Origin of the sequence: Olivibacter sp. CPCC 100613 (assembly GCF_036959255.1) — a bacterium.
Lineage (GTDB): Bacteria > Bacteroidota > Bacteroidia > Sphingobacteriales > Sphingobacteriaceae > Olivibacter.
Genome location: NZ_JAWMTI010000005.1, coordinates 216553 through 236265 on the forward strand (window position 1 = coordinate 216553; position 19713 = coordinate 236265).

The 19713-nt window shown below is 39.6% G+C and carries 14 protein-coding genes; 5 read left to right on the forward strand and 9 right to left on the reverse strand.

Annotated features, from left to right (window positions below; all coding sequences use genetic code 11):
- Positions 1-92: 92 nt before the first annotated feature.
- Positions 93-2390, reverse strand: a complete 2298-nt coding sequence (locus tag RYH73_RS17175; protein ID WP_335314683.1) for an NADP-dependent malic enzyme — start codon at positions 2388-2390, stop codon at positions 93-95.
- A gap of 451 nt (positions 2391-2841) precedes the next feature.
- Between RYH73_RS17175 and RYH73_RS17180 the strand changes: the two genes are divergently transcribed.
- On the forward strand, positions 2842-5559 hold the full coding sequence (locus RYH73_RS17180; RefSeq protein WP_335314684.1) for a carboxypeptidase-like regulatory domain-containing protein: 2718 nt from the start codon (positions 2842-2844) through the stop codon (positions 5557-5559).
- Positions 5560-5626: 67 nt separating this feature from the next.
- Here the strand turns inward: RYH73_RS17180 and RYH73_RS17185 are convergent, their stop codons facing one another.
- Positions 5627-5797 carry a hypothetical protein gene (locus RYH73_RS17185; RefSeq protein WP_335314685.1) on the reverse strand — a complete coding sequence of 57 codons (171 nt, stop codon included), beginning with the start codon at positions 5795-5797 and terminating at the stop codon, positions 5627-5629.
- A gap of 263 nt (positions 5798-6060) precedes the next feature.
- On the opposite strand from RYH73_RS17185, the gene gcvP reads away from it, so the two are divergent.
- On the forward strand, positions 6061-8943 hold the full coding sequence (gene gcvP, locus RYH73_RS17190; protein WP_335314686.1) for an aminomethyl-transferring glycine dehydrogenase: 2883 nt from the start codon (positions 6061-6063) through the stop codon (positions 8941-8943).
- Between the two features lie 52 nt (positions 8944-8995).
- Here the strand turns inward: gcvP and RYH73_RS17195 are convergent, their stop codons facing one another.
- The 4 genes from RYH73_RS17195 to RYH73_RS17210 all read right to left on the reverse strand — a co-directional run bounded on the left by RYH73_RS17195 (position 8996) and on the right by RYH73_RS17210 (position 12912).
- Positions 8996-10306: a nicotinamide mononucleotide adenylyltransferase gene (locus RYH73_RS17195; RefSeq protein WP_335314687.1), complete on the reverse strand. Its 1311-nt coding sequence runs from the start codon at positions 10304-10306 to the stop codon at positions 8996-8998.
- A gap of 206 nt (positions 10307-10512) precedes the next feature.
- Positions 10513-11043 carry an NUDIX hydrolase gene (locus RYH73_RS17200; protein WP_335314688.1) on the reverse strand — a complete coding sequence of 177 codons (531 nt, stop codon included), beginning with the start codon at positions 11041-11043 and terminating at the stop codon, positions 10513-10515.
- Between the two features lie 28 nt (positions 11044-11071).
- The gene (gene rfbD / locus RYH73_RS17205) at positions 11072-11932 is read right to left on the reverse strand and encodes a dTDP-4-dehydrorhamnose reductase (protein ID WP_335314689.1); all 861 of its coding nucleotides are present in this window, start codon (positions 11930-11932) and stop codon (positions 11072-11074) included.
- 41 nt (positions 11933-11973) lie between these two features.
- Positions 11974-12912, reverse strand: a complete 939-nt coding sequence (locus tag RYH73_RS17210) for a glycoside hydrolase family 43 protein (protein ID WP_335314690.1) — start codon at positions 12910-12912, stop codon at positions 11974-11976.
- 190 nt (positions 12913-13102) lie between these two features.
- Between RYH73_RS17210 and RYH73_RS17215 the strand changes: the two genes are divergently transcribed.
- Together RYH73_RS17215 and RYH73_RS17220 are read left to right on the forward strand one after the other, a co-directional pair.
- A complete protein-coding gene (locus RYH73_RS17215; RefSeq protein ID WP_335314691.1) occupies positions 13103-14161 on the forward strand; it encodes an endonuclease/exonuclease/phosphatase family protein in 1059 nt (352 codons plus the stop codon).
- A gap of 79 nt (positions 14162-14240) precedes the next feature.
- Positions 14241-15143: a magnesium transporter CorA family protein gene (locus tag RYH73_RS17220; RefSeq protein ID WP_335314692.1), complete on the forward strand. Its 903-nt coding sequence runs from the start codon at positions 14241-14243 to the stop codon at positions 15141-15143.
- Here the strand turns inward: RYH73_RS17220 and RYH73_RS17225 are convergent.
- Positions 15138-16148 carry a 3-oxoacyl-ACP synthase III family protein gene (locus RYH73_RS17225; RefSeq protein WP_335314693.1) on the reverse strand — a complete coding sequence of 337 codons (1011 nt, stop codon included), beginning with the start codon at positions 16146-16148 and terminating at the stop codon, positions 15138-15140. The two genes, RYH73_RS17220 and RYH73_RS17225, sit on opposite strands and share 6 nt — an antisense overlap.
- A gap of 254 nt (positions 16149-16402) precedes the next feature.
- Positions 16403-18142 carry a sensor histidine kinase gene (locus RYH73_RS17230; RefSeq protein ID WP_335314694.1) on the reverse strand — a complete coding sequence of 580 codons (1740 nt, stop codon included), beginning with the start codon at positions 18140-18142 and terminating at the stop codon, positions 16403-16405.
- 188 nt (positions 18143-18330) lie between these two features.
- Between RYH73_RS17230 and RYH73_RS17235 the strand changes: the two genes are divergently transcribed.
- On the forward strand, positions 18331-18534 hold the full coding sequence (locus RYH73_RS17235) for a Sec-independent protein translocase subunit TatA/TatB (protein ID WP_335314695.1): 204 nt from the start codon (positions 18331-18333) through the stop codon (positions 18532-18534).
- On the opposite strand, the gene RYH73_RS17240 is transcribed toward RYH73_RS17235, so the two are convergent.
- Positions 18520-19713, reverse strand: a complete 1194-nt coding sequence (locus RYH73_RS17240; protein WP_335314696.1) for a polysaccharide pyruvyl transferase family protein — start codon at positions 19711-19713, stop codon at positions 18520-18522. The two genes, RYH73_RS17235 and RYH73_RS17240, sit on opposite strands and share 15 nt — an antisense overlap.

Below are 19713 nucleotides of genomic sequence, written 5' to 3' on the forward strand. Positions count from 1 at the left end.
TATTAAACGTTAAGTCTAATGAGAATTGATTCCATTCAGCAATCATTAGTTAATGGGCATATCAACCAATTAACTAATGATGAAGAAGGACGTTACTTTTTTCTTTTCTTGCTTAATGCCTCTTTCTCTTTCGCCTGCACATCAACAACCGCAATGGTAACCATGTTCACAATTTCACGTACAGAACTTCCCAGCTGCAAGACATGCACTGGTTTATTAAGTCCTAAAAGGATCGGTCCAACGGCTTCCGCTCCACCTAATTCCTGTAATAATTTATACGCAATATTACCGGATTCCAAAGTAGGGAATACCAATATATTAGCAGGTCCATCACTCAAATTGGTAAACGGAAAATTCTCGGCCAGCATTTGACTGTTGATGGCAAAGTTAGCCTGCATCTCCCCGTCAACAACAATGTGCGGGTACTTCTCATGGAGTATTTTAACCACATTACGCATCTTAGAAGGTGTTTCTCCTTCATTTGATCCGAAGTTTGAATAAGATAGAATGGCAATACGTGGATCGATATTCATCTTCTTTACGGCATCATGTAATAGAACGGTGATATCTACCAGTTCCTCCTCACTTGGATTCTTATTCACTGTGGTATCTCCAAAGAAGACCGGACCTTTTTTTGTCAGCATCATGTACATACCAGCAACTCGACTACCAGGGTGAGTACCGATCACATGCAGTGCAGGACGAATGGTCGTTGCGTAATTTTTAGTCAACCCGGAAATTAAGCAATCTGCTTCGCCAAACTCAACCATACTCGCACCATAGTAATTACGGTCTAGCATAAATTTATTAGCCTCCAACAAGGTAATACCCCGACGCTGTCTTTTCTTATACAGTGCCTCCACATACTGTTTGAACTTTGGTGTATCAACCTCTTCTAATGGATCAATGATTGTAACATTCGACAATTCCAAAGCATGTTCGGCAATAATGCGTTGAATTTTCTCTTTTCTACCGAGGAGAATAGGATGGGCAATCCCTTCATCTTTTACAATCTGTGCTGCTTTTAAAATTTTATAATTATCTGCTTCCGCAAACACAACTCGTTTAGGATTTTGTCTTGCTGCGGCGCTTAAATCACGCATCAACACATCATCTAAGCCTAAACGTTTTCTGAGACTCTCTTTATAACCTTCCCAATCTTTAATTTCAATTCTTGCTATGCCTGATTCAATAGCAGCTTTTGCAACAGCGGGAGCAACTTCGGTGATTAAACGCGGATCGGTGGGCTTGGGGATAATATAGTCTTCACCAAACTTCAGGTTATTTATATTATATGCAAGATTTACCGACTCAGGAACGGGTTCTTTCGCTAATTTTGCAATAGCGTGTACGGCCGCCAGTTTCATTTCTTCATTAATACCTGTAGCTCGCACATCAAGGGCCCCTCTAAATATGTAAGGGAAACCTAGCACATTGTTCACCTGATTTGGATAATCAGAGCGTCCAGTTGCCATGATGACATCCTTGCGTGTCTCTATGGCTAAGTCATATGCAATTTCAGGATTTGGATTTGCCATGGCGAAAACGATTGGGTTTTTACTCATGGTTTTCAGCATATCCGCCGATAATACATCGGCAGCAGAGAGCCCGATAAAAACATCGGCGTCTTTTATAGCCTCTTCCAAGGTGTGAATAGCGCGATCTGTTGCAAACTCGCCCTTTAAGGCATCTAAATGTGCTCGATCTTTTCTTATAACGCCACTCCTATCTATCATAACGATATTTTCAGGTTTCGCCCCGAGCGACACATAGATGCGCGAACAGGAAATGGCGGCAGCTCCAGCTCCATTAACGACAATTTTAACCTTTCCGAGCTTTTTCTTCTGTAACTCACAAGCATTGATCAACGCGGCACCCGAAATGATTGCCGTGCCATGTTGGTCATCATGCATAACAGGGATGGACATCTCCTCCTTTAAACGACGCTCAATTTCAAAACATTCAGGAGCTTTGATATCTTCTAAGTTGACACCACCAAAAGTTGGTTCCAATATTTTTACCGTGCGGACAAAATCGTCTACATTTTTGGTATCAAGCTCTAAATCGAAAACGTCAATATCTGCAAATATTTTAAACAAAAGTCCTTTTCCTTCCATAACAGGTTTCCCACCTTCCGGCCCTATATCACCCAACCCCAATACGGCCGTTCCATTGCTAATAACAGCAACGAGGTTTCCTTTGGCTGTATATTTATAAGCCTCCTCTTTATTCGCTGCAATTTCCAAACAAGGTTCAGCAACCCCCGGCGAATACGCTAAGGATAAATCTCGTTGCGAATTGGTTGGTTTAGTAGGTATTACGGCAATTTTACCCGGACGGCCGTTAGCATGATAGTCTAGCGCATCTTGCTTACGATTAATTTTGCTCATTTTAATTGTTTCTTTTATTCAATATTCTTTCTCATTTGACCTACTAAATAAGTAGGTAAATCTGATAAAGCACCAAAGGTAGGAAGTTTTATGAGTACTACCTAGCATTTGATTCGAATGATTTGGGCAGATGTTAAGATAATGGAAGAAAACGTGAATATATGCCTGTGGCAGCTAGTTTCCCTTGCGGCGATTGCACTACCCTATTGGCATCTCTAATGCACCTCTACTGTACCTTATAAGTACCTTTTAATATATGCATTTATAGCACTTATTGATCGATTATATTTCGTTCACATCCTATATAGGTATTAACATGCGCATGGATTGCGGACGCTCGATCCATTTGTGGGCTTTGACACCAGCTTTTTTTGTTAAAAATCTGTTAAAAATCAGAAGTAAATGAATAAATCGATAAATTAGCCATTTCTAAAATTACGACAATCATTTTATGAGACACCTCAACGGATATTTACTTTTTACTATCTTATCGTTTTATAGCCTGGGCGTATGGAGTCAGTCCCGACAAAAAGGAATTAACCTGAATACCATTGTTGAAAAAACCAATGCATTAGCTACCCAGCAACCTGTTGAAAAAGTATATCTTCATTTTGATAAACCCTATTATGCTGTTGGTGACACGCTATGGTTTAAGTCTTATTCAACGAGCCACCATCAACTTTCAAATCTCAGTAAAGTTGTATATATTGAGGTGCTCAACGACCGGGATTCCCTCATGAAAACCACTATGATTTCCAGTAATAATGGTACCGGTAGTGGAAGTCTTGTTTTAGATCCGCTTCTTTATAAACAAGGAAATTATCGTGTCAGAGCTTATACCAAATACATGATGAACTTTGATCCCGATTATTTCTTCAATAAAAACATCACTATTGGCGATGTTTTCAATAAACGAGTCAAAACTCATGCGAACTTTGTTGCTTCATCAGGAGGAAAAACAGCGGCTGTCAATGGCCGAATCCGGTATACTGATGAGGAGGGAAAACCGTTAATTGATAAACGAGTTTCATGGGAGCTTATGCGCGGTACGAGCAGCGTAAGTAAAGGAAGGGGCAGTACTGATAAGAATGGATACCTTCAGGTAAATCTGTCCAGCGAACAACAACAGGTGCTAAAAGACGGAATCCTGAACACCGCCATCAGTTTAGACAATAACCGTTTAGTCAACACGAGTTATCAGTTACGCAGTGCGTTTCAAACACCAGATGTACAATTTTTCCCGGAAAGTGGGTATTTAATTGCCGATTTGCCGAGTGAAGTTGCTTTCAAGGCGGTAGGAGGCGATGGATTGGGCGTTGCGATAACAGGAAAGGTGGTGGATCAGCAAGGGCAAGAAGTCGCAAGCATTACAACACAGCATTTGGGGATGGGCAAATTTACACTAAACCCGAAAGCAAATGCTGTATATACCGCTAAAGTTACAACGGAAAACGGTGCTTCCTACAGTTACCAGCTCCCGAAAGTACGACCCTTTGGAACGAGTTTAGTTATCGATCCGTCAGACAGTTTAAACATTGGCGTGAAAATCATTTCCAATGCGCTTTATCTCGAGCAAAATCAGAACAAGGTATTTTCATTAGTTGCGCAGAGTGATGGCGTTATTTATTATGCGGCACAAACGCCATTAAGCAGTGCAAGCATTAATGCTTCTGTACCAAAGAATAAATTTCCTTCGGGTATCGTACAATTCACCTTGCTCTCTCCTTCAGGTATTCCTCTGAGCGAAAGACTGGTTTTCATTCAACGCCCAAATGAGCTTAAAATTAGCTTAAATTCGGATAAAAAAAGCTATGCAGCAAAGCAGCCGGTTCAATTGCATTTAAATGCTGCCACAGACAGTGCTCAATCTGTTGGGACTTTTTCTGTTTCGGTGATCGATGAGTCGAAAGTTCCGTTTAATGAAAATGCTGAAACAACCATCTTGACCAGCTTGTTGTTAACGTCAGATATTAAAGGTTATGTGGAGCAACCCAACTATTATTTCAAAGATATAACACCGGAAACGCGCTCCAACTTAGACATTCTCATGCTTACACAGGGATATCGCCGTTTTGATTACAAAGATATTATAGGTGATAACCCCCCCCCGATTTCCTTCCTTCCGGAACAGGGAATTGATATTACCGGAACACTCCGCCTTTTAAACGGCATCGCAGTACCTAACGGCAAACTGGAATTGAGCATCGGCAATGATAAAAAGACAGTTGAAACCCTGTCTGATGAACAGGGCAATTTCAAGTTCAGCAATGTGATGTTCACCGACTCGGCACAAGTTACGATCAGTGCAAGAAACAACGAGAACTATAAAAATCTAAAGATTACCTTAAATGGGGATGCATTTCCGGCAATCACCCCGGGTTTTACCGGTCCTGATGAAATTCTTAATATAGACAGTACGCTAACACCCTATCTAAAAAATAGCGCAAGGCAATATCGGTCTGAGCGCCTTTTAGAGGAAGTTGTTATTACCGAACGAGTAGCGCCTAAACCACGCCATACGCAATATCCGGCTTTATCAGGACTAAGTCCGATTCCTGATCATCTGATTGATGGTGCCCGATTTACCGGGTGTAATTTACTCATTAATTGCCTGCAAACGGCAGCAATGGGTTTAACCTTTATGGATAACAATTTTTACATTACGCGAGACTATAACCAAGGAAATCGTACACCTGTACAAGTATTTTTAAATGGAATGGCCATTGATGTGAATGGTATAAATACAGTTAGTCCTGTGGAGGTGGAATCTGTGGAAATATTTTTGCGTGATGATCTGGGCACGGTCAACAGAACATATCAAAGCAATGGTGTGTTAGTTATCAATACGAAAAAGAAGCCGCAAGGTACACGTATCAGCAAAGCTGAATTAGAGAACCTTTTGCCCAAATCCAATATTGTAACCATTACGCCTTTAGGATATCAAGCCGAACGCAGCTTTTATCTGCCGAAATATACGCCAACAAGCGCTCCTGGAATTGATTGGCGCACAACGGTCTATTGGAACCCTGAGGTCATTACCGACAGTCAGGGAAAAGCAAGTTTTCAATTCTACAATGCCAGTGGTTTAGGCACGTATAAAGCCGTGGTAGAAGGGATCGATGAAAATGGTAATATCGGACGGGCCGTTTACCGCTATAAAGTCGAATAGCAAACATACATCAATAAGTCTAAAGATCATTAGGTGGCAATCCTTAAGCGACTTACTACCTAATGATCTATTTCTTTTTCCCCATCAGCAATAAGCCGCATAGCCCCGCACATGTGGCTAGTCCATAGATTATAAAAACCAATACACTTGGCAATTCCGGATGTAGCATCATATAAATGATTCCAACAAAAGATACAAAGCCGGTGATCATAGCGGTAAGAGGTAGTGATTTTTTCATATTATTTTTATCTTCAATGTTCAAAACTAGGTAAAATGTTTTTTGCCTAGTTCCTAATTATCTGTTTTTATCATCCTGCAAAAATATGACAAATCCTGTATAGATAAGCGAGGCGAATGACTTGCAAATGAAAGGCAATTTGTCTATGTTTGTGGCCTTAAATGAAGACATCTTAAAACACAAGTAACAACCAGCTAAATCCCTCTTAAACAGCTTTATGCTCTGTTGCTTAAATTAAAACTGCATCTATAATTCATACATGAATGAACTTAAATATAAATTTTCAAGAGAAATTTGAGGAACGCCATATTGCACCAAATAAGCAAGATGTTCCCGAGATGCTTAAAACCATTGGCATTGACAGTATTGATCAGTTAATTGATGAAACCGTTCCAGCTAGCATTCGTTTAAAGGCCGCACTAAGCTTACCACCAGCTTTAACTGAAAATGGCTATTTACAGCGACTAAAACAATTTGCTTCTAAAAACAAAGTTTTCAGATCATACATCGGTCAAGGATATTATGATGTAATCACACCCGGTGTCATTTTGCGCAACGTATTTGAGAACCCTGGTTGGTACACACAATACACCCCTTACCAAGCTGAAATCGCACAAGGCAGATTACAGGCCTTATTAAATTTTCAAACGGCCATTATCGACCTTACCGGAATGGAAATAGCCAACGCTTCTTTGCTAGATGAAGCGACCGCTGCTGCGGAGGCAATGTTTATGCAATATGGTTTACGTAAAAATAAAGATGCGGATACTTTTTTTGTATCAGAGAACATTTTTCCGCAAACGTTGGATGTGTTAAAAACTCGTTCCGTTTCCTATGGCATCAAGCTTTTGATTGGTGACCATGCAAAAGTTGAATTTAATGAGCATATCTTCGGCGCATTGGTTCAATACCCAGCGGGCAATGGTAATGTATTTGACTATCGTGCATTTTCTGAGAAGGTTCATGCACATCAAGCAACACTTAGTGTCATAGCTGATCTGATGAGTCTTACCTTGTTAACGCCTCCTGGAGAATGGGGAGCAGACATTGTTGTTGGGTCATCTCAACGCTTCGGTGTTCCTATGGGTTTTGGTGGCCCCCATGCGGCTTACTTTGCAACCAAAGATGCTTATAAACGTAATATTCCGGGCAGAATTATCGGTGTAACCATCGACGCATCGGGCAACTATGCACTTCGCATGGCCTTACAAACACGAGAACAACATATCCGAAGAGATAAAGCATCTTCCAATATCTGTACAGCACAGGCGCTCTTAGCCATAATGGCTGGGTTTTATGCCGTCTATCATGGTCCAAAAGGCTTGCAAGCCATCGCAGAGCGCATTCATGGATTAGCGGTATTATTAGCCAAAGCACTGACTTCATTGGGTTATAAACAGGAGAATGAAGCTTATTTTGACACCCTAACCTTTCATCTTGGGAATTTATGCAATCCACTTCATGCGGAAGCACTTAACCATGAAATGAATTTTCACTATCGGGGCGAAACTGTTCACATTTCGTTAGATGAGACAACAACGTTAGAAGATGTAAAAGAAATTATTCGTGTCTTTGCCAAAGTGAAAGCAAAAAGCTTAACGGATGTTGATTTGGACGCTTCTACTCTTCAAAGTTCAATCCCTACCTCGCTGCAACGTACTTCAACTTATCTACATCACGAAGTATTCAATACGCACCACGCTGAACATGAGATGCTACGCTACATCAAGTCGCTCGAGAACAGGGACTTATCTCTTTGCCACTCCATGATTCCGTTGGGATCATGCACAATGAAACTAAACGCTACAACCGAGATGATACCTGTATCTTGGGAAGCTTTTAACCGATTACATCCATTTGCACCGATCGACCAAGTTGGTGGTTATATGCAAATGCTCGATGAGTTAAATCAATGGCTTTCTGCCATTACAGGATTCGCTAAAATGAGTTTCCAGCCAAACTCAGGTGCGCAGGGAGAGTATGCCGGTTTAATGGTTATTAGAGCCTATCATGAAGACCAAGGGAATCATCATCGGAACATTGTACTCATCCCTTCTTCTGCGCACGGTACCAACCCGGCATCTGCCTCGATGGCTGGCATGAAAATCGTTGTTGTAAACTGCGATGACCGAGGCAATATTGATGTTGCCGATTTACAATCAAAGGCTGAATTGTATAAAGACAATTTAAGTTGTCTGATGGTAACCTATCCGTCTACACATGGCGTATTTGAAGAATCAATCATTGCTATTTGTGAAATTATTCATGCAAATGGGGGACAAGTGTATATGGACGGGGCCAATATGAATGCACAAGTTGGTTTAACAAGTCCGGCAAGTATAGGTGCAGACGTGTGTCATCTAAATCTTCATAAGACGTTTTGTATCCCCCATGGCGGCGGTGGCCCGGGAATGGGACCAATTGGTGTCGCAGCGCATTTAGTACCCTTCTTACCAGGCCATGAGGTAGTAGATATCAATGAAGGTAAGTCCATCTCTGCTATTGCCGCAGCACCATTTGGATCAGCGTCTATCTTGTTGATATCACATGCCTATATTGCAATGATGGGCACCGATGGGCTTACAAATGCCACTAAATTTGCCATTCTCAATGCCAACTACATTAAAGCCAGACTTGAACAAGATTATAAAATATTATATGCCGGTGCTAATGGTCGGTGTGCTCATGAAATGATTCTCGACTGCCGTAGTTTTAAGAACTCTGGTATTGAAGTAGGCGATATCGCTAAACGTCTAATGGATTATGGTTTTCATGCGCCAACTGTTTCTTTTCCTGTGGCCGGAACACTGATGGTAGAACCAACGGAATCAGAGCCCAAAGCAGAATTAGATCGTTTCTGCGATGCGCTTTTAGCCATTCGGAAAGAAATTGCAGCCGTTGAATCAGGAACTGTTGACAAAAATGAAAATGTATTGAAACATGCACCTCATACCCTGGCCATTGTTAGCGCCAATGAATGGAACAGACCATATACACGGCAGGAAGCGGCATATCCACTTCCCTATGTTGCAGCGCATAAGTTCTGGCCTGCAGTAGGAAGGGTAAATGATTCTTACGGCGATCGATCGTTGGTTTGTTCATGCCCCCCCTTAAGTGAATATGAAGAAGCAACCGCCAGTTATTAAACGTTTAGTTACCAGTTGTGAGCAATTCACAACTGGTAATAAATAATAATTTTTATACCGTCTTCACAAAACGTTCGTCGTAATTTTCTATATCAATAATATAATGGTTTTGGATTAAGAAATCAAACAACGGTTTGGCTTCAAGGGACACGGGCATGTTTTGAGTAGTTATAATTTCATTATTCTTTCTATCTAGATAAGGGTAAACGTACAGCTTCACGTTTTTACTAAACATACCACTCACATAGGCCAACAATTCGTCCGCATAGCTTTCACCATAATTTTTAGAATTAAATATATTATGGAGATTGGAAATATTGGTAGAAATACCCACATTATTGGGTTTAAACTGAGCGAGAAACTCAGCCAATTTATGATTTCTCGTAAAATTAGAAACCAGAATATGATTTCCGGTAGCGCATAGCTCCTCTGCCCTTTTTGCAAAATATTCCAGGTCTTCGTTACTTAGCACGGGGTGATCATCCAAAGCATTTGACATCAGCACCTCGATCATAACCAAAAGATTTTTATTGTCGATTCCTAAATTTCGCTTAAACTGATCAACCGCTAGATTGAACAGATCGAAATTTGGATTGGACTTTTGTTTATATTTTGTTCTCAAAATAATAACATCCTTTTTGTAAAAAAAATCTTTCGCTTGATGCGCATGTCCTTTTTTATCAAAAATCGCAGCCCGCGAAAAACCTTTAGCAATTAGGTATAAATTAACCAATCGTTCACTTACATTTTCGAAAGCAGCTCCATTTAACTTGACCAAATCGATTTCAACCGATCCGGCAGCCAAGTTGTCTACTAGACTTTCAATCATCGTTTGCACGTCATGAACATAAAAATAAGCAGCAAATACCAGATTGACGCCCAGTACCCCTAGGACAGTTTGCTGCAAAGAAGCATCGCTATCCAAGAGACGTACATGAAATATAATATCATTTGGCTCTCCTCCCACTTCCGATTGAAAACGGAGTCCGATCCAGCCATGCGGATCATTTGTTTTACTAAAATTTAATGTAGTTACGGTATCGGCAAAAGCAAAGAATTTACGATTTTGGTATTTAGACCCCTTCAGTCGATCGGTAAGCAATTGGTATTCATGGTCGAGCATTTTTTCCAGGCGCGAGCTACTCACATAACGTCCGTTTGCTTCGGCACCATAAATAGCATCACTAAAAGCCATGTCATATGCACTCATGGTTTTAGCAATTGTTCCCGAAGCAGCCCCTGCTGTAAAGAAATTTCTTGCAACTTCCTGCCCGGCACCTATTTCCGCAAAGGTGCCATAAATCTGTTCATTTAAGTTAATTTTTAGCGCTTTACGCTTATTTTCCAATATCTCTCTTGCCATGGGGCAAAGGTAAAAATTTAGTTAGGAGTTATCCATGTTAAATTATGAGTTTCGTCGGTAAATAATTCCTATCCGCTAGTCAGCCCTCTACCTAACCCACAGGCAGGCCATAGCCACATTATTTTGCCTGTATTCGTTTTATTGCAAATGGCACTCAACTATACCATGATTACCAGGCCTGTGTAGCAGTATTGCATGGATATTCCTTAGATCTCACAAAGCGCATAAAAAAGGGCCGCCGTATGGAGAGCCTGGCCAATCTTATTTTCTTTTAACAGTTTTTTCACCTCATCAACCGAATAAAGCAAAACTTCAATTTCCTCCTGATCATCTAAAGACTGCTCTTTCACCTTTACCCCTCCTTTTGCCAGATAGGTAGTAGTAATATTGGTACTTGTTGCGGGATTAGGATACAAATCTACCAGTTTTTCCATTGTTGTGAATATATACCCTGTCTCTTCTAACATTTCACGTTTAGCGGCGCTTAACGCATCTTCTCCATCATCAATCACTCCTCCTGGAATTTCGAGGAATTCTTTGCCCGCACCATGACGATATTGTCTTACGAGGATAATTTCATTCGTTTCAGTAAATGCAACTACATTCACCCAGTTTGGATATTCCAATACATAGTATTCGGGTACGATATGGCCATTTGGCATCTCGCATGAATCTTTTCTCAAGACGGCCCATGGAGCCTTTACTAAATATTCAGATGTTAGGATTTTCCACTTCATGTGTTCACGATATAGATAAAACGGAGACTTATTGGTTTTGAACTTCTTTCAATCGTTGTAAACATACTGTCAGACTCTCTCTCCAATTCGGTATCAATAGATTAAATTGTTCTTTTATCTTTGATTTATCCAAAACCGAATAAGCCGGACGTTGGGCTTTAGTTGGAAAATCAGCAGTTTTAATCGGTAGTACACGCATATTTGTGCTGTTCAATTCGAAAATAGCACAGGCAAAATCGTACCAGCTTGCCACTCCTTCATTGCTGTAATGGTAAAGGCCATATCTATGCTCTGTGTTATCAACCATTTTACATAATACCTTGGCCAGGTCGGGGGCGTAAGTCGGTGTTCCGACTTGGTCCGCTACCACTTTAAGCTCCTCGCGATCCTGGGCAAGTCGTAACATCGTTTTAACAAAGTTGTGCCCGTACTCTGAATACAACCAACTAGTGCGGATAATAATATGCTTATCCCATATTTGTTGGATAGCAATTTCTCCATTTAGTTTTGTTTTTCCATAAACACCGGTCGGTTTAGTAGGATATGTTTCATCTAACAAGCCCGTTTGATTACCCTCAAAAACAAAATCAGTGGAGATATGAATCAGCACGGTATTAAAACGCTTACACAATTGAGCAATAATTCTCGGAGCTACCGCGTTGATTTCACTTGCTTTTTCTTCTTCATCTTCTGCCTTATCTACTGCCGTGTAAGCCGCGCAGTTAATTACATGACTGGGCTTATATTGAATGAATTTGCCTTCAAGTTGTACTTCATTGCAAATATCAGCCTCTTCAGAAGATAGAAAAATCATGTCCTTATCTGCACAAACGGACTTCAAGCACTGTCCTAATTGTCCACTGCCTCCAAATACTAAAATTTTACTCATTTTATTTTTATTTTGACTACACCATCCAAAGAGCACGATAATTATTTGGTCATCACCACTGGCTTAATAAGACCATTTTCATCAAAATACATTCGATCGATGCAAGTAACCCGATGATGTGCACTTGTTTCCCCTAAAGGACGACGATGGTAAACAATATACCATTCGTCCTTCCCCTTGCCACTTATCACAGAGTGATGTCCCGCACCTGTAGCGATTGCCGGATCTTGTTGTAAAATTGTTCCGATCCGTTTAAAAGGACCAAATGGTGAATCAGCTATCGCGTATGCGACTTTATAATCGGGCCCGGTCCACCCTCCCTCTGACCACATAAAATAATATTTCCCATCTCTTACGAACATAAAGGGCCCCTCGACATATCCCTCCGGTGTTACTTCTCGAAAAGTACTTCCATCTTCAAAAGGAATAAGTCCGGTAAAATCACTTTTCAGCTTAACGATATTGCAATGCCCCCAGCCACCATAGTACATATAATAGCTGCCGTCTACATCTTTAAAAACAAATTGATCAATGGGTTGAGCACCGTTTACAATCTCATTGATTAAGGGCTTACCAATCAAGTCACTGTAAGGTCCTTCCGGCTTCTCTGCAACGGCTACTCCAATCCCACCTATTTCACCTTCGTGAACATCGTTTGCTCCAAAAAACAGATAGTATTTTTTATCTTTCATTAAAACAGCTGGGGCCCACATCGCCTTCTTTGCCCATTTCACAGCCGACGTATCAATAATTCGAGTATGTTTCTTCCAGTTTTTCAAATCTTTGGATGAGAACGCGTCCATAAGCACCTGTTCTTCATAAGGAGCTGAATAGGTGGGAAAAACCCAATACTCATTACCATACCTGATCCCTTCTGGGTCGGCATACCAACCATCAAAAATCGGATTTGTTTGCGCTGAAAGAGTCAAGGAGCAACTTAGCAGAAAAAGTGCGGTGTAATAACGATAAATTTTAGTCATTTCAATCAATATTATCTATTAAGGTTTTCATCATATAATGCCTTTAAAAGTACTAAATAAATATGACTTCATTTCACATAGCTAAATCGATTTTTCAACAGAAATCAGCAACAATGAATGAAGCATTCCTTAAAAAACTTTTATTCATTTGTTTTTGTTCTTAAGTTTGACAATTAACAGCAGCACGTCTATGAACGTATTTATCTACACACTCTCCTTATTGACTATTTGTTTTACGCTCATTCCGCTCATCAAACACGAATACTGGATTTTTAGGATTTTCGATTACCCTCGCTTACAAAAATTGGTATTGACTGTCTTTTGCCTCTTATTATTGCTGAGTCGTTTCGATCATCCACCTGCTGCCTTTGAATGGATACTATTAACAATACTTATTGCTAATGGCATCTACCTGTCTTCACAAATTCTTCCTTTTACACCACTTTCGAAAAAGCAGGTATTATCTGTAAAAGAAAATATAGAAGAGCAATCTATCAGTTTAATGGTTTCAAACGTGTATGAAGATAACATCAATACGGTTGGATGTTTAAAAGAGATAGCGCTAGCCAATCCGGACGTTGTTCTGTTACTTGAAACAAACGGGCGATGGGATCGGGAGACAAGGAGTCTGTCAGTGGAATATCCCTTCCATGTACGCGTTCCCTTAGAGAATACCTACGGCATGTTGCTCTATTCCAAGCTACCCTTATCAGCTATAAAAATCAGCTATTTAGTGGAAGAGGATATTCCTTCGATTCATTGTGTCTTATCGCTTAGAAATGGGCTTAATGTGCAGTTGTATGCTGTACACCCCACTCCCCCTGTCCCAAATGAAAATCCACGATCAACGGAAAGAGATAAGGAATTATTGTTAATTGCAGACTTGACAAAGAGGAGTAGCAACCCTGTTATTGTTATCGGCGACCTAAACGATGTAGCATGGAGTTATACAACTGAATTGTTCTTAAAAATGAGCGGGTTACTCGATCCTCGCCGTGGAAGAGGGTTTTATAACACTTTTCATGCTCATTATCCATTTATGCGTTTTCCGCTTGATCATGCCTTTTTCTCTTCCGATTTTAAGCTTCAAGAACTAAAACGTCTGTCAAATTTTAATTCTGATCATTTCCCTATATTTATTAAGATACAATATGAAACATCCGCCTCTAAACAACAAGAGTCATTGATTCCAGATGCAGAAGACATTGAAACTGCCACGGAAAAAAAAGAAGAGCCGACAGAAATTTAAACACTTCGGTTTCATATCAAGTACCTGAATGAAACCAGCAGGGGCTTGGTTTATTGCCACTTAAAAACAACTTACGCTAATGAAAAAAATATTCGCTTCAAAAGACGTTCACGGTTTCGATTGGATCGACTTAACGAATCCCTCTACAGAAGAAATCTTAGCTATAAGCAAGCAATTTTCATTACACGAAACATCTATTAAAGATTGCATGCAGCCTGATCATTTGCCAAAGCATGAAATTGTTGATAACTATACATTTATCATTGTTCGGGTTTATACACAAGATCCGATGAAAGATGCAGATACTATTCAAGAATTAACAAACAAAATAGCCCTTTTTTATACTTCTGATTACATCATCACTGTTCATCGGACGGAACAACCCTTGATCAACGAAATTAAATCCAAGGCGATCGATGCCGGAGGGTGCAAAGATACCCTTTGTTTATTAAATCGTATTGTACGGGCTTCACTCCTTACTTTTGAAGAACCCAGTGTCAAACTTGCCCAATCGTTAGATTATTTCGAAGAAAATGTTTTCTTGAAGCAACGTAAAGCCCCCATTTTGAGAGGACTTTATTATGTAAAGCGGAAAGTGGATGTAATCAAGCGTTTGTTGATTCTTTCGTATGAGATCATTGATAAAATAGACACACCTAAACAACGGAATATTTATACGCGTGATTTACGCGATCAATATGTAAGAATGCAAAACATTTATGAGAACCTTTCGGAGAATACAGCGCAGCTTTTGTCTGCTTACTTTTCAATTGCATCCCATAGAACGAATGAAATCATGCGTGTTTTAACCATCTTTTCAGTCTTTTTTATGCCACTCACTTTTATTGTAGGGATATATGGGATGAACTTTCATTACATGCCGGAATTGGGTTGGCACTTAGGATATCCGATCGTTATGCTTGTCATGGCTATTATCACATTAGCCATCTATTTCTGGTTTAGAAAAAAAGGATGGTTATAGATTCTTTGTTACCTCAATTAAGCCGGCGGACCACGATAGACCGACACCAAACCCTGCAACGACAACAGCTGTTTTTTCTTCTGTTAGATTTTCGTTGCTATAGTTTTTTAAGGCAATCGGTATAGTAGAAGAAACTGTATTCCCTCCATCTCGCAAATTGATGTAAAACTTTTGCGATGAAACCGCTAAACGTTCTCGCATCACCTTTAACATATGTGCGTTTGCTTGATGGAAAATGAATTGTCCTACCTCTTCCTTCCTTAATTCATTGAGCGTAAGTACTTCTTCAATAAAAGGAGGCACTACGGTACTCGTGAAACGGAATATTTCAGGTCCGTTCATATACAGATTGTTTTCTGTATAGATATTTCCTCTACCGTAAAGGCGTTCGACAGCCTGGTTATCGACTGGAAACTTAGTCCCTCCATTTTTTACAATCAACTTACTATATCCCTTCCCATCAGTTCCAAATTTAAACTTATGAATACCATTTTCTTCACTTGAGGAAATAATGGTAGCACTTGCCGCATCGCCAAAAATCGCTCTATTTGATCGGTCTTTCCTATTGATATATTTTGAATATGTATCCGTAGTTACCAATAAAACATAGTTAGCTTGACCACTTTCTATAAACGCTTTCGCCATACTCAAACCATAAGTATAACCAGAACAACCTAAATTGAAATCAAAGGCACCTACCGTTTTATTCAGTGCTAAGCGATCCTGCAAGATACAAGCGGTTGAAGGCATAATATATTCAGGGCTTTGCGTGCAATATAATACATAATCGATTTCCGATTTATCGATACGTTGAAACAGCTTCAAGCATGCTTTTTCAGCTAAATCTAAAGCAGTTTCGTTCGTCTCGGCTATATAACGACTGCTTATCCCTATTTTGAACTCAAACTTAGAAAAATCATAATCCGGAAATTCCTCACTAAGATCTTGGTTGGTAATTTTTTTTTCTGGAAAATAGTATTCTATTGCCTGTATTCTAGCACCCATAGAAGGTTTTATATTAACAAAATTTTAAATAAAGAGTGCAAACCTACTCCTTTTCAAGGTATTTTCCACACAATTGGACAAGAAAATTACATAAAAGTGGCGGACAAAAACAGCCTTAAATCAAACCCTGAAACGGTTTTTGGTTCAAAAATATAGCTGAGAATATGGGCACGACATTTCCTAGCGTGTGATTGACGTCATCCAAGTGGATCTATTAATTCAATTAGTTTTTACGATTTTATCTTCCAATTGACTTAAACATTCGCCGATTTAAATGGAATACGAAAACTAAATATGGAACCTTTGCCTTCTTCACTTTCTACCTCAATATCACCACGCTGTAATTTGATTAGTTGATAACAAATATATAGACCGAGCCCTGTCCCTGGCCTTGTATTATCTTTTCCAGCTTGGTAATATTTTGTAAACAACCGGCCCTGTTGCTCCTGGGGAATACCGATACCTGAGTCTTTAATACGCACTGTAAGCTCCTGCGCGCCTTCCCCTTCTTCTTGTTTCATTGTGCAGTGAACTTCTACTCCACCAATATCTGTATATTTTATTGCGTTACCTACTAAATTAATAACCACTTGCTTTAACCGAAAAGGATCTCCATAAACCATGTCATCTTGTGAACCATCAAAATTAAAGCTTAAGGATATATTTTTTTTTATGGCAATGAAACGCATGGTTTCTACTGTTTCCTTAATTTCGTAAAAAGGAGTAAAAGAAACAACTTTTAATACCTCAGACTGTTGGCTTTCAACCTTCGTCATATCCAAAATATCGTTCACAGTATCCATTAACATATCCGAAGAAGCCTTTATGGAACTCACCATACGATTTTGCTCAGCAGTTAAGGGGGTGTTTTTCATCAGATAGACAAATCCCGTAATAGCCGTTAACGGATTACGGATCTCATGACTCATAGTCGCCAGCATTTCAGATTTTTGCTCTGCAAGCGCAATCGCTCTTGCATTTTCAACTTTATATTGGTCTTCGGCCCGACTTGCTTTCTTTATGTAAATCAAAAGCAGTGCTACAAAAATAAGCACCATGATAATTGCAGTAACGGTAAAATTATCTAAATCATCCACCGCCTCTTCATATTGCGCGAGTGTTTCCCGTTGACTTCTCTCCCAAGTTAATAAGTAATTGTCTTTTATTTGATCAATAAGCTGACGCAATTGGATGATAAGCGATAAATTGGAAGATATAAGCTGCTGCTGCGATTGAGCAAGTAGGTTATGTTCTCTGCTCAATCTTTCCAAAAGTTGTTGTTGGCCCCTTTCGTTCTGGATCTGTAATTCTCTAGCCAACGAATCCCGTATAGCGCTTTCACGTGCAACGAGCAATAATTTTGTGCGTAAGGTATCCGAGCCTGGGGAAAAGGCCTGTTTTAAGCGTTTCAAGAACCCCTTCTTTTTAACAGCGGATGCTACCTCTCTAATAATGGTATCTTGCTCGGCGCTACGTCGTATTTGCCTCTTTTCTTTAGCAATCCGAACCTTACTATTGCCTAAAATATTCTCCTCTGTGCTTTTTACCAGTAAAGAATCAAAGCTTTTTTTCAATGCGAACACCTTAAGCGAAAGGCTTAATTTCCCATCCACGTATTTTTTAAATTCCTGTTCATTCAGCGAATTACCTAATGTATCAGCCAAAACAGGATATTCATGGAGAATCGTATCAATTTTAGTAAAGACATTTAATACCTTCTGCTGATATTCGTCTAGTTTGTCACCATAACCATAAAGGCTGGCTTGTTGAAAATCATTCTCGGCGCTACTTAGTTCAAGTAAAACATTACTTATTTCACCTGTTTCAGGAGGCGCCTTCAATTTCACACTTAAATAGGTCAACTTCTCTGCAATGGAATGCCTCAATAAAAGCGAACCAGCGGTGAGTAAAAAAACAAATATTAAGAAAACAAATAGAAGTCTCTGTAAAATACCGGAAGTTCTTTCTCGTTTTCTTTGCACCTCAAACTTCATAGATTATTCATTTTATCCGTATATCATTCATCAAAACGGTACAATGGCATCTATCAACCGAACAATACATAAATAGCCGCCTGATTTTGGTCGTTAACGGATAGCGCGACCATCAATCCTAATCCTATTTTAATCTTTCTCTAATGTTAAGCGGGTTAACTTTGCAAAGTTAAACTAAAAAATATATTATGCTTTATTCAATCTTATTAGGTGTCATTGGTGGACCTGAATTAGGGGTCATTGTGATTGCATTGCTATTACTCTTCGGTGGCAAGAAAATTCCTGAACTGATGCGAGGACTAGGCCAAGGTGTACGCGCTTTTAAAGATGGTCAACACGAAGAGACACCCGGGCCTGAGTCGCCAAAAAAGGAAGAATCAGTTTCCGAATAAAAGTGCTGTCATTAAATGAAAGGATTCTTCAATGGCGACAAACTGTTTGTCCCTTGATTCTATTAGATTTTGTTTCGGAACATCAATAGCAAGCAAGTATTGATTGAACATTTCTTCAATGGCCACAATACGTTGGAGACCGTCTACTCCCCAAGTGCTAAGATAACTGTTCAATTTTTTAACGTTGATTCCAACATAAGGAACGGCATAACTCATGGCCGTAATAGCTCCGTGCAGGCTTGTACCAATGTAACATTGAGCATTGGCAATTAGGTACATAATATCCCAGATAGTAACCTCATTGAAAAACTGTGCGTTTCCTTCCAAATGAGGAAAGATTAATTTTAAGGCCTCATCATCATTATGATTGGATGCTTTTCCTATCGGACATAAACAGATATCGGCACCGGTTTTGTCGTGAATGGCATTTAAAACCGACGCAATCTTTTCCTCTCTTTGCTTGGCATGATTTCTATTGATCTGAAAAAAAACATAGTCTCCTCTTTTTGATGCTACAAATTGCTTCACATCAGGATTCACCAGGTCATCGAGATATTCAACCGGATAAAATTTTGACATCAAAATAGCGGAATCAGGGTATAATTTCGTTTCGATACTTTTCTTTTTCAGATTTCCCTGTGTAATGGTATCTCGAACGGAAAAATAGTCGACATGCTTTAACTTCTGTTGTAGCCCCTCTATCTTTGAAAAAATACGTTCAGGAATCTCGGAGCCACCTAAAGAATTAAACAGTACATGGTCTACCGATTTGAAATCTGCCTTACTGAATACAAAAGGAAGTATAGTTTGTCCCTTCAATTTACGTTTCGCCCACTTATTAAGATCTATAATCTTTTCTAAATGATGTTGATAGCGCCTAATTACTCTGTATTTTTCGTTCAAGGCAACCAACAAAGAATTCCAAGTAACCGCTATTGCTTCACCACCCGCCACAATAACATTGGCTTTTTTATCGCTCGCATTGCAAGCCCGATAAAACGCCTGTATATCCTGCGTAGGCTTTCCTCCCAGATCACTTAAATCGCTCTCTATCATTCCAAAATATTCAATATCTAATGGATGACCATATGTTTTCAACTGTTGCTCAATAATAATGGGAAACAATAAATCGCCATAGTTAAAACGATCAAAAGCACCTACAATTAATATTTTATTCAT

Coding starts and splice junctions, on each gene's coding strand:
- RYH73_RS17215 (WP_335314691.1), top strand. CDS start 13,103: ATGAACGTATTTATCTACACACTCTCCTTATTGACTATTTGTTTTACG.
- RYH73_RS17225 (WP_335314693.1), bottom strand. CDS start 16,148: ATGGGTGCTAGAATACAGGCAATAGAATACTATTTTCCAGAAAAAAAA.
- RYH73_RS17195 (WP_335314687.1), bottom strand. CDS start 10,306: ATGGCAAGAGAGATATTGGAAAATAAGCGTAAAGCGCTAAAAATTAAC.
- RYH73_RS17230 (WP_335314694.1), bottom strand. CDS start 18,142: ATGAAGTTTGAGGTGCAAAGAAAACGAGAAAGAACTTCCGGTATTTTA.
- RYH73_RS17180 (WP_335314684.1), top strand. CDS start 2,842: ATGAGACACCTCAACGGATATTTACTTTTTACTATCTTATCGTTTTAT.
- RYH73_RS17175 (WP_335314683.1), bottom strand. CDS start 2,390: ATGAGCAAAATTAATCGTAAGCAAGATGCGCTAGACTATCATGCTAAC.
- gcvP (WP_335314686.1), top strand. CDS start 6,061: ATGAACTTAAATATAAATTTTCAAGAGAAATTTGAGGAACGCCATATT.
- RYH73_RS17220 (WP_335314692.1), top strand. CDS start 14,241: ATGAAAAAAATATTCGCTTCAAAAGACGTTCACGGTTTCGATTGGATC.
- RYH73_RS17185 (WP_335314685.1), bottom strand. CDS start 5,797: ATGAAAAAATCACTACCTCTTACCGCTATGATCACCGGCTTTGTATCT.
- RYH73_RS17235 (WP_335314695.1), top strand. CDS start 18,331: ATGCTTTATTCAATCTTATTAGGTGTCATTGGTGGACCTGAATTAGGG.
- rfbD (WP_335314689.1), bottom strand. CDS start 11,932: ATGAGTAAAATTTTAGTATTTGGAGGCAGTGGACAATTAGGACAGTGC.
- RYH73_RS17240 (WP_335314696.1), bottom strand. CDS start 19,713: ATGAATAAAATATTAATTGTAGGTGCTTTTGATCGTTTTAACTATGGC.
- RYH73_RS17210 (WP_335314690.1), bottom strand. CDS start 12,912: ATGACTAAAATTTATCGTTATTACACCGCACTTTTTCTGCTAAGTTGC.
- RYH73_RS17200 (WP_335314688.1), bottom strand. CDS start 11,043: ATGAAGTGGAAAATCCTAACATCTGAATATTTAGTAAAGGCTCCATGG.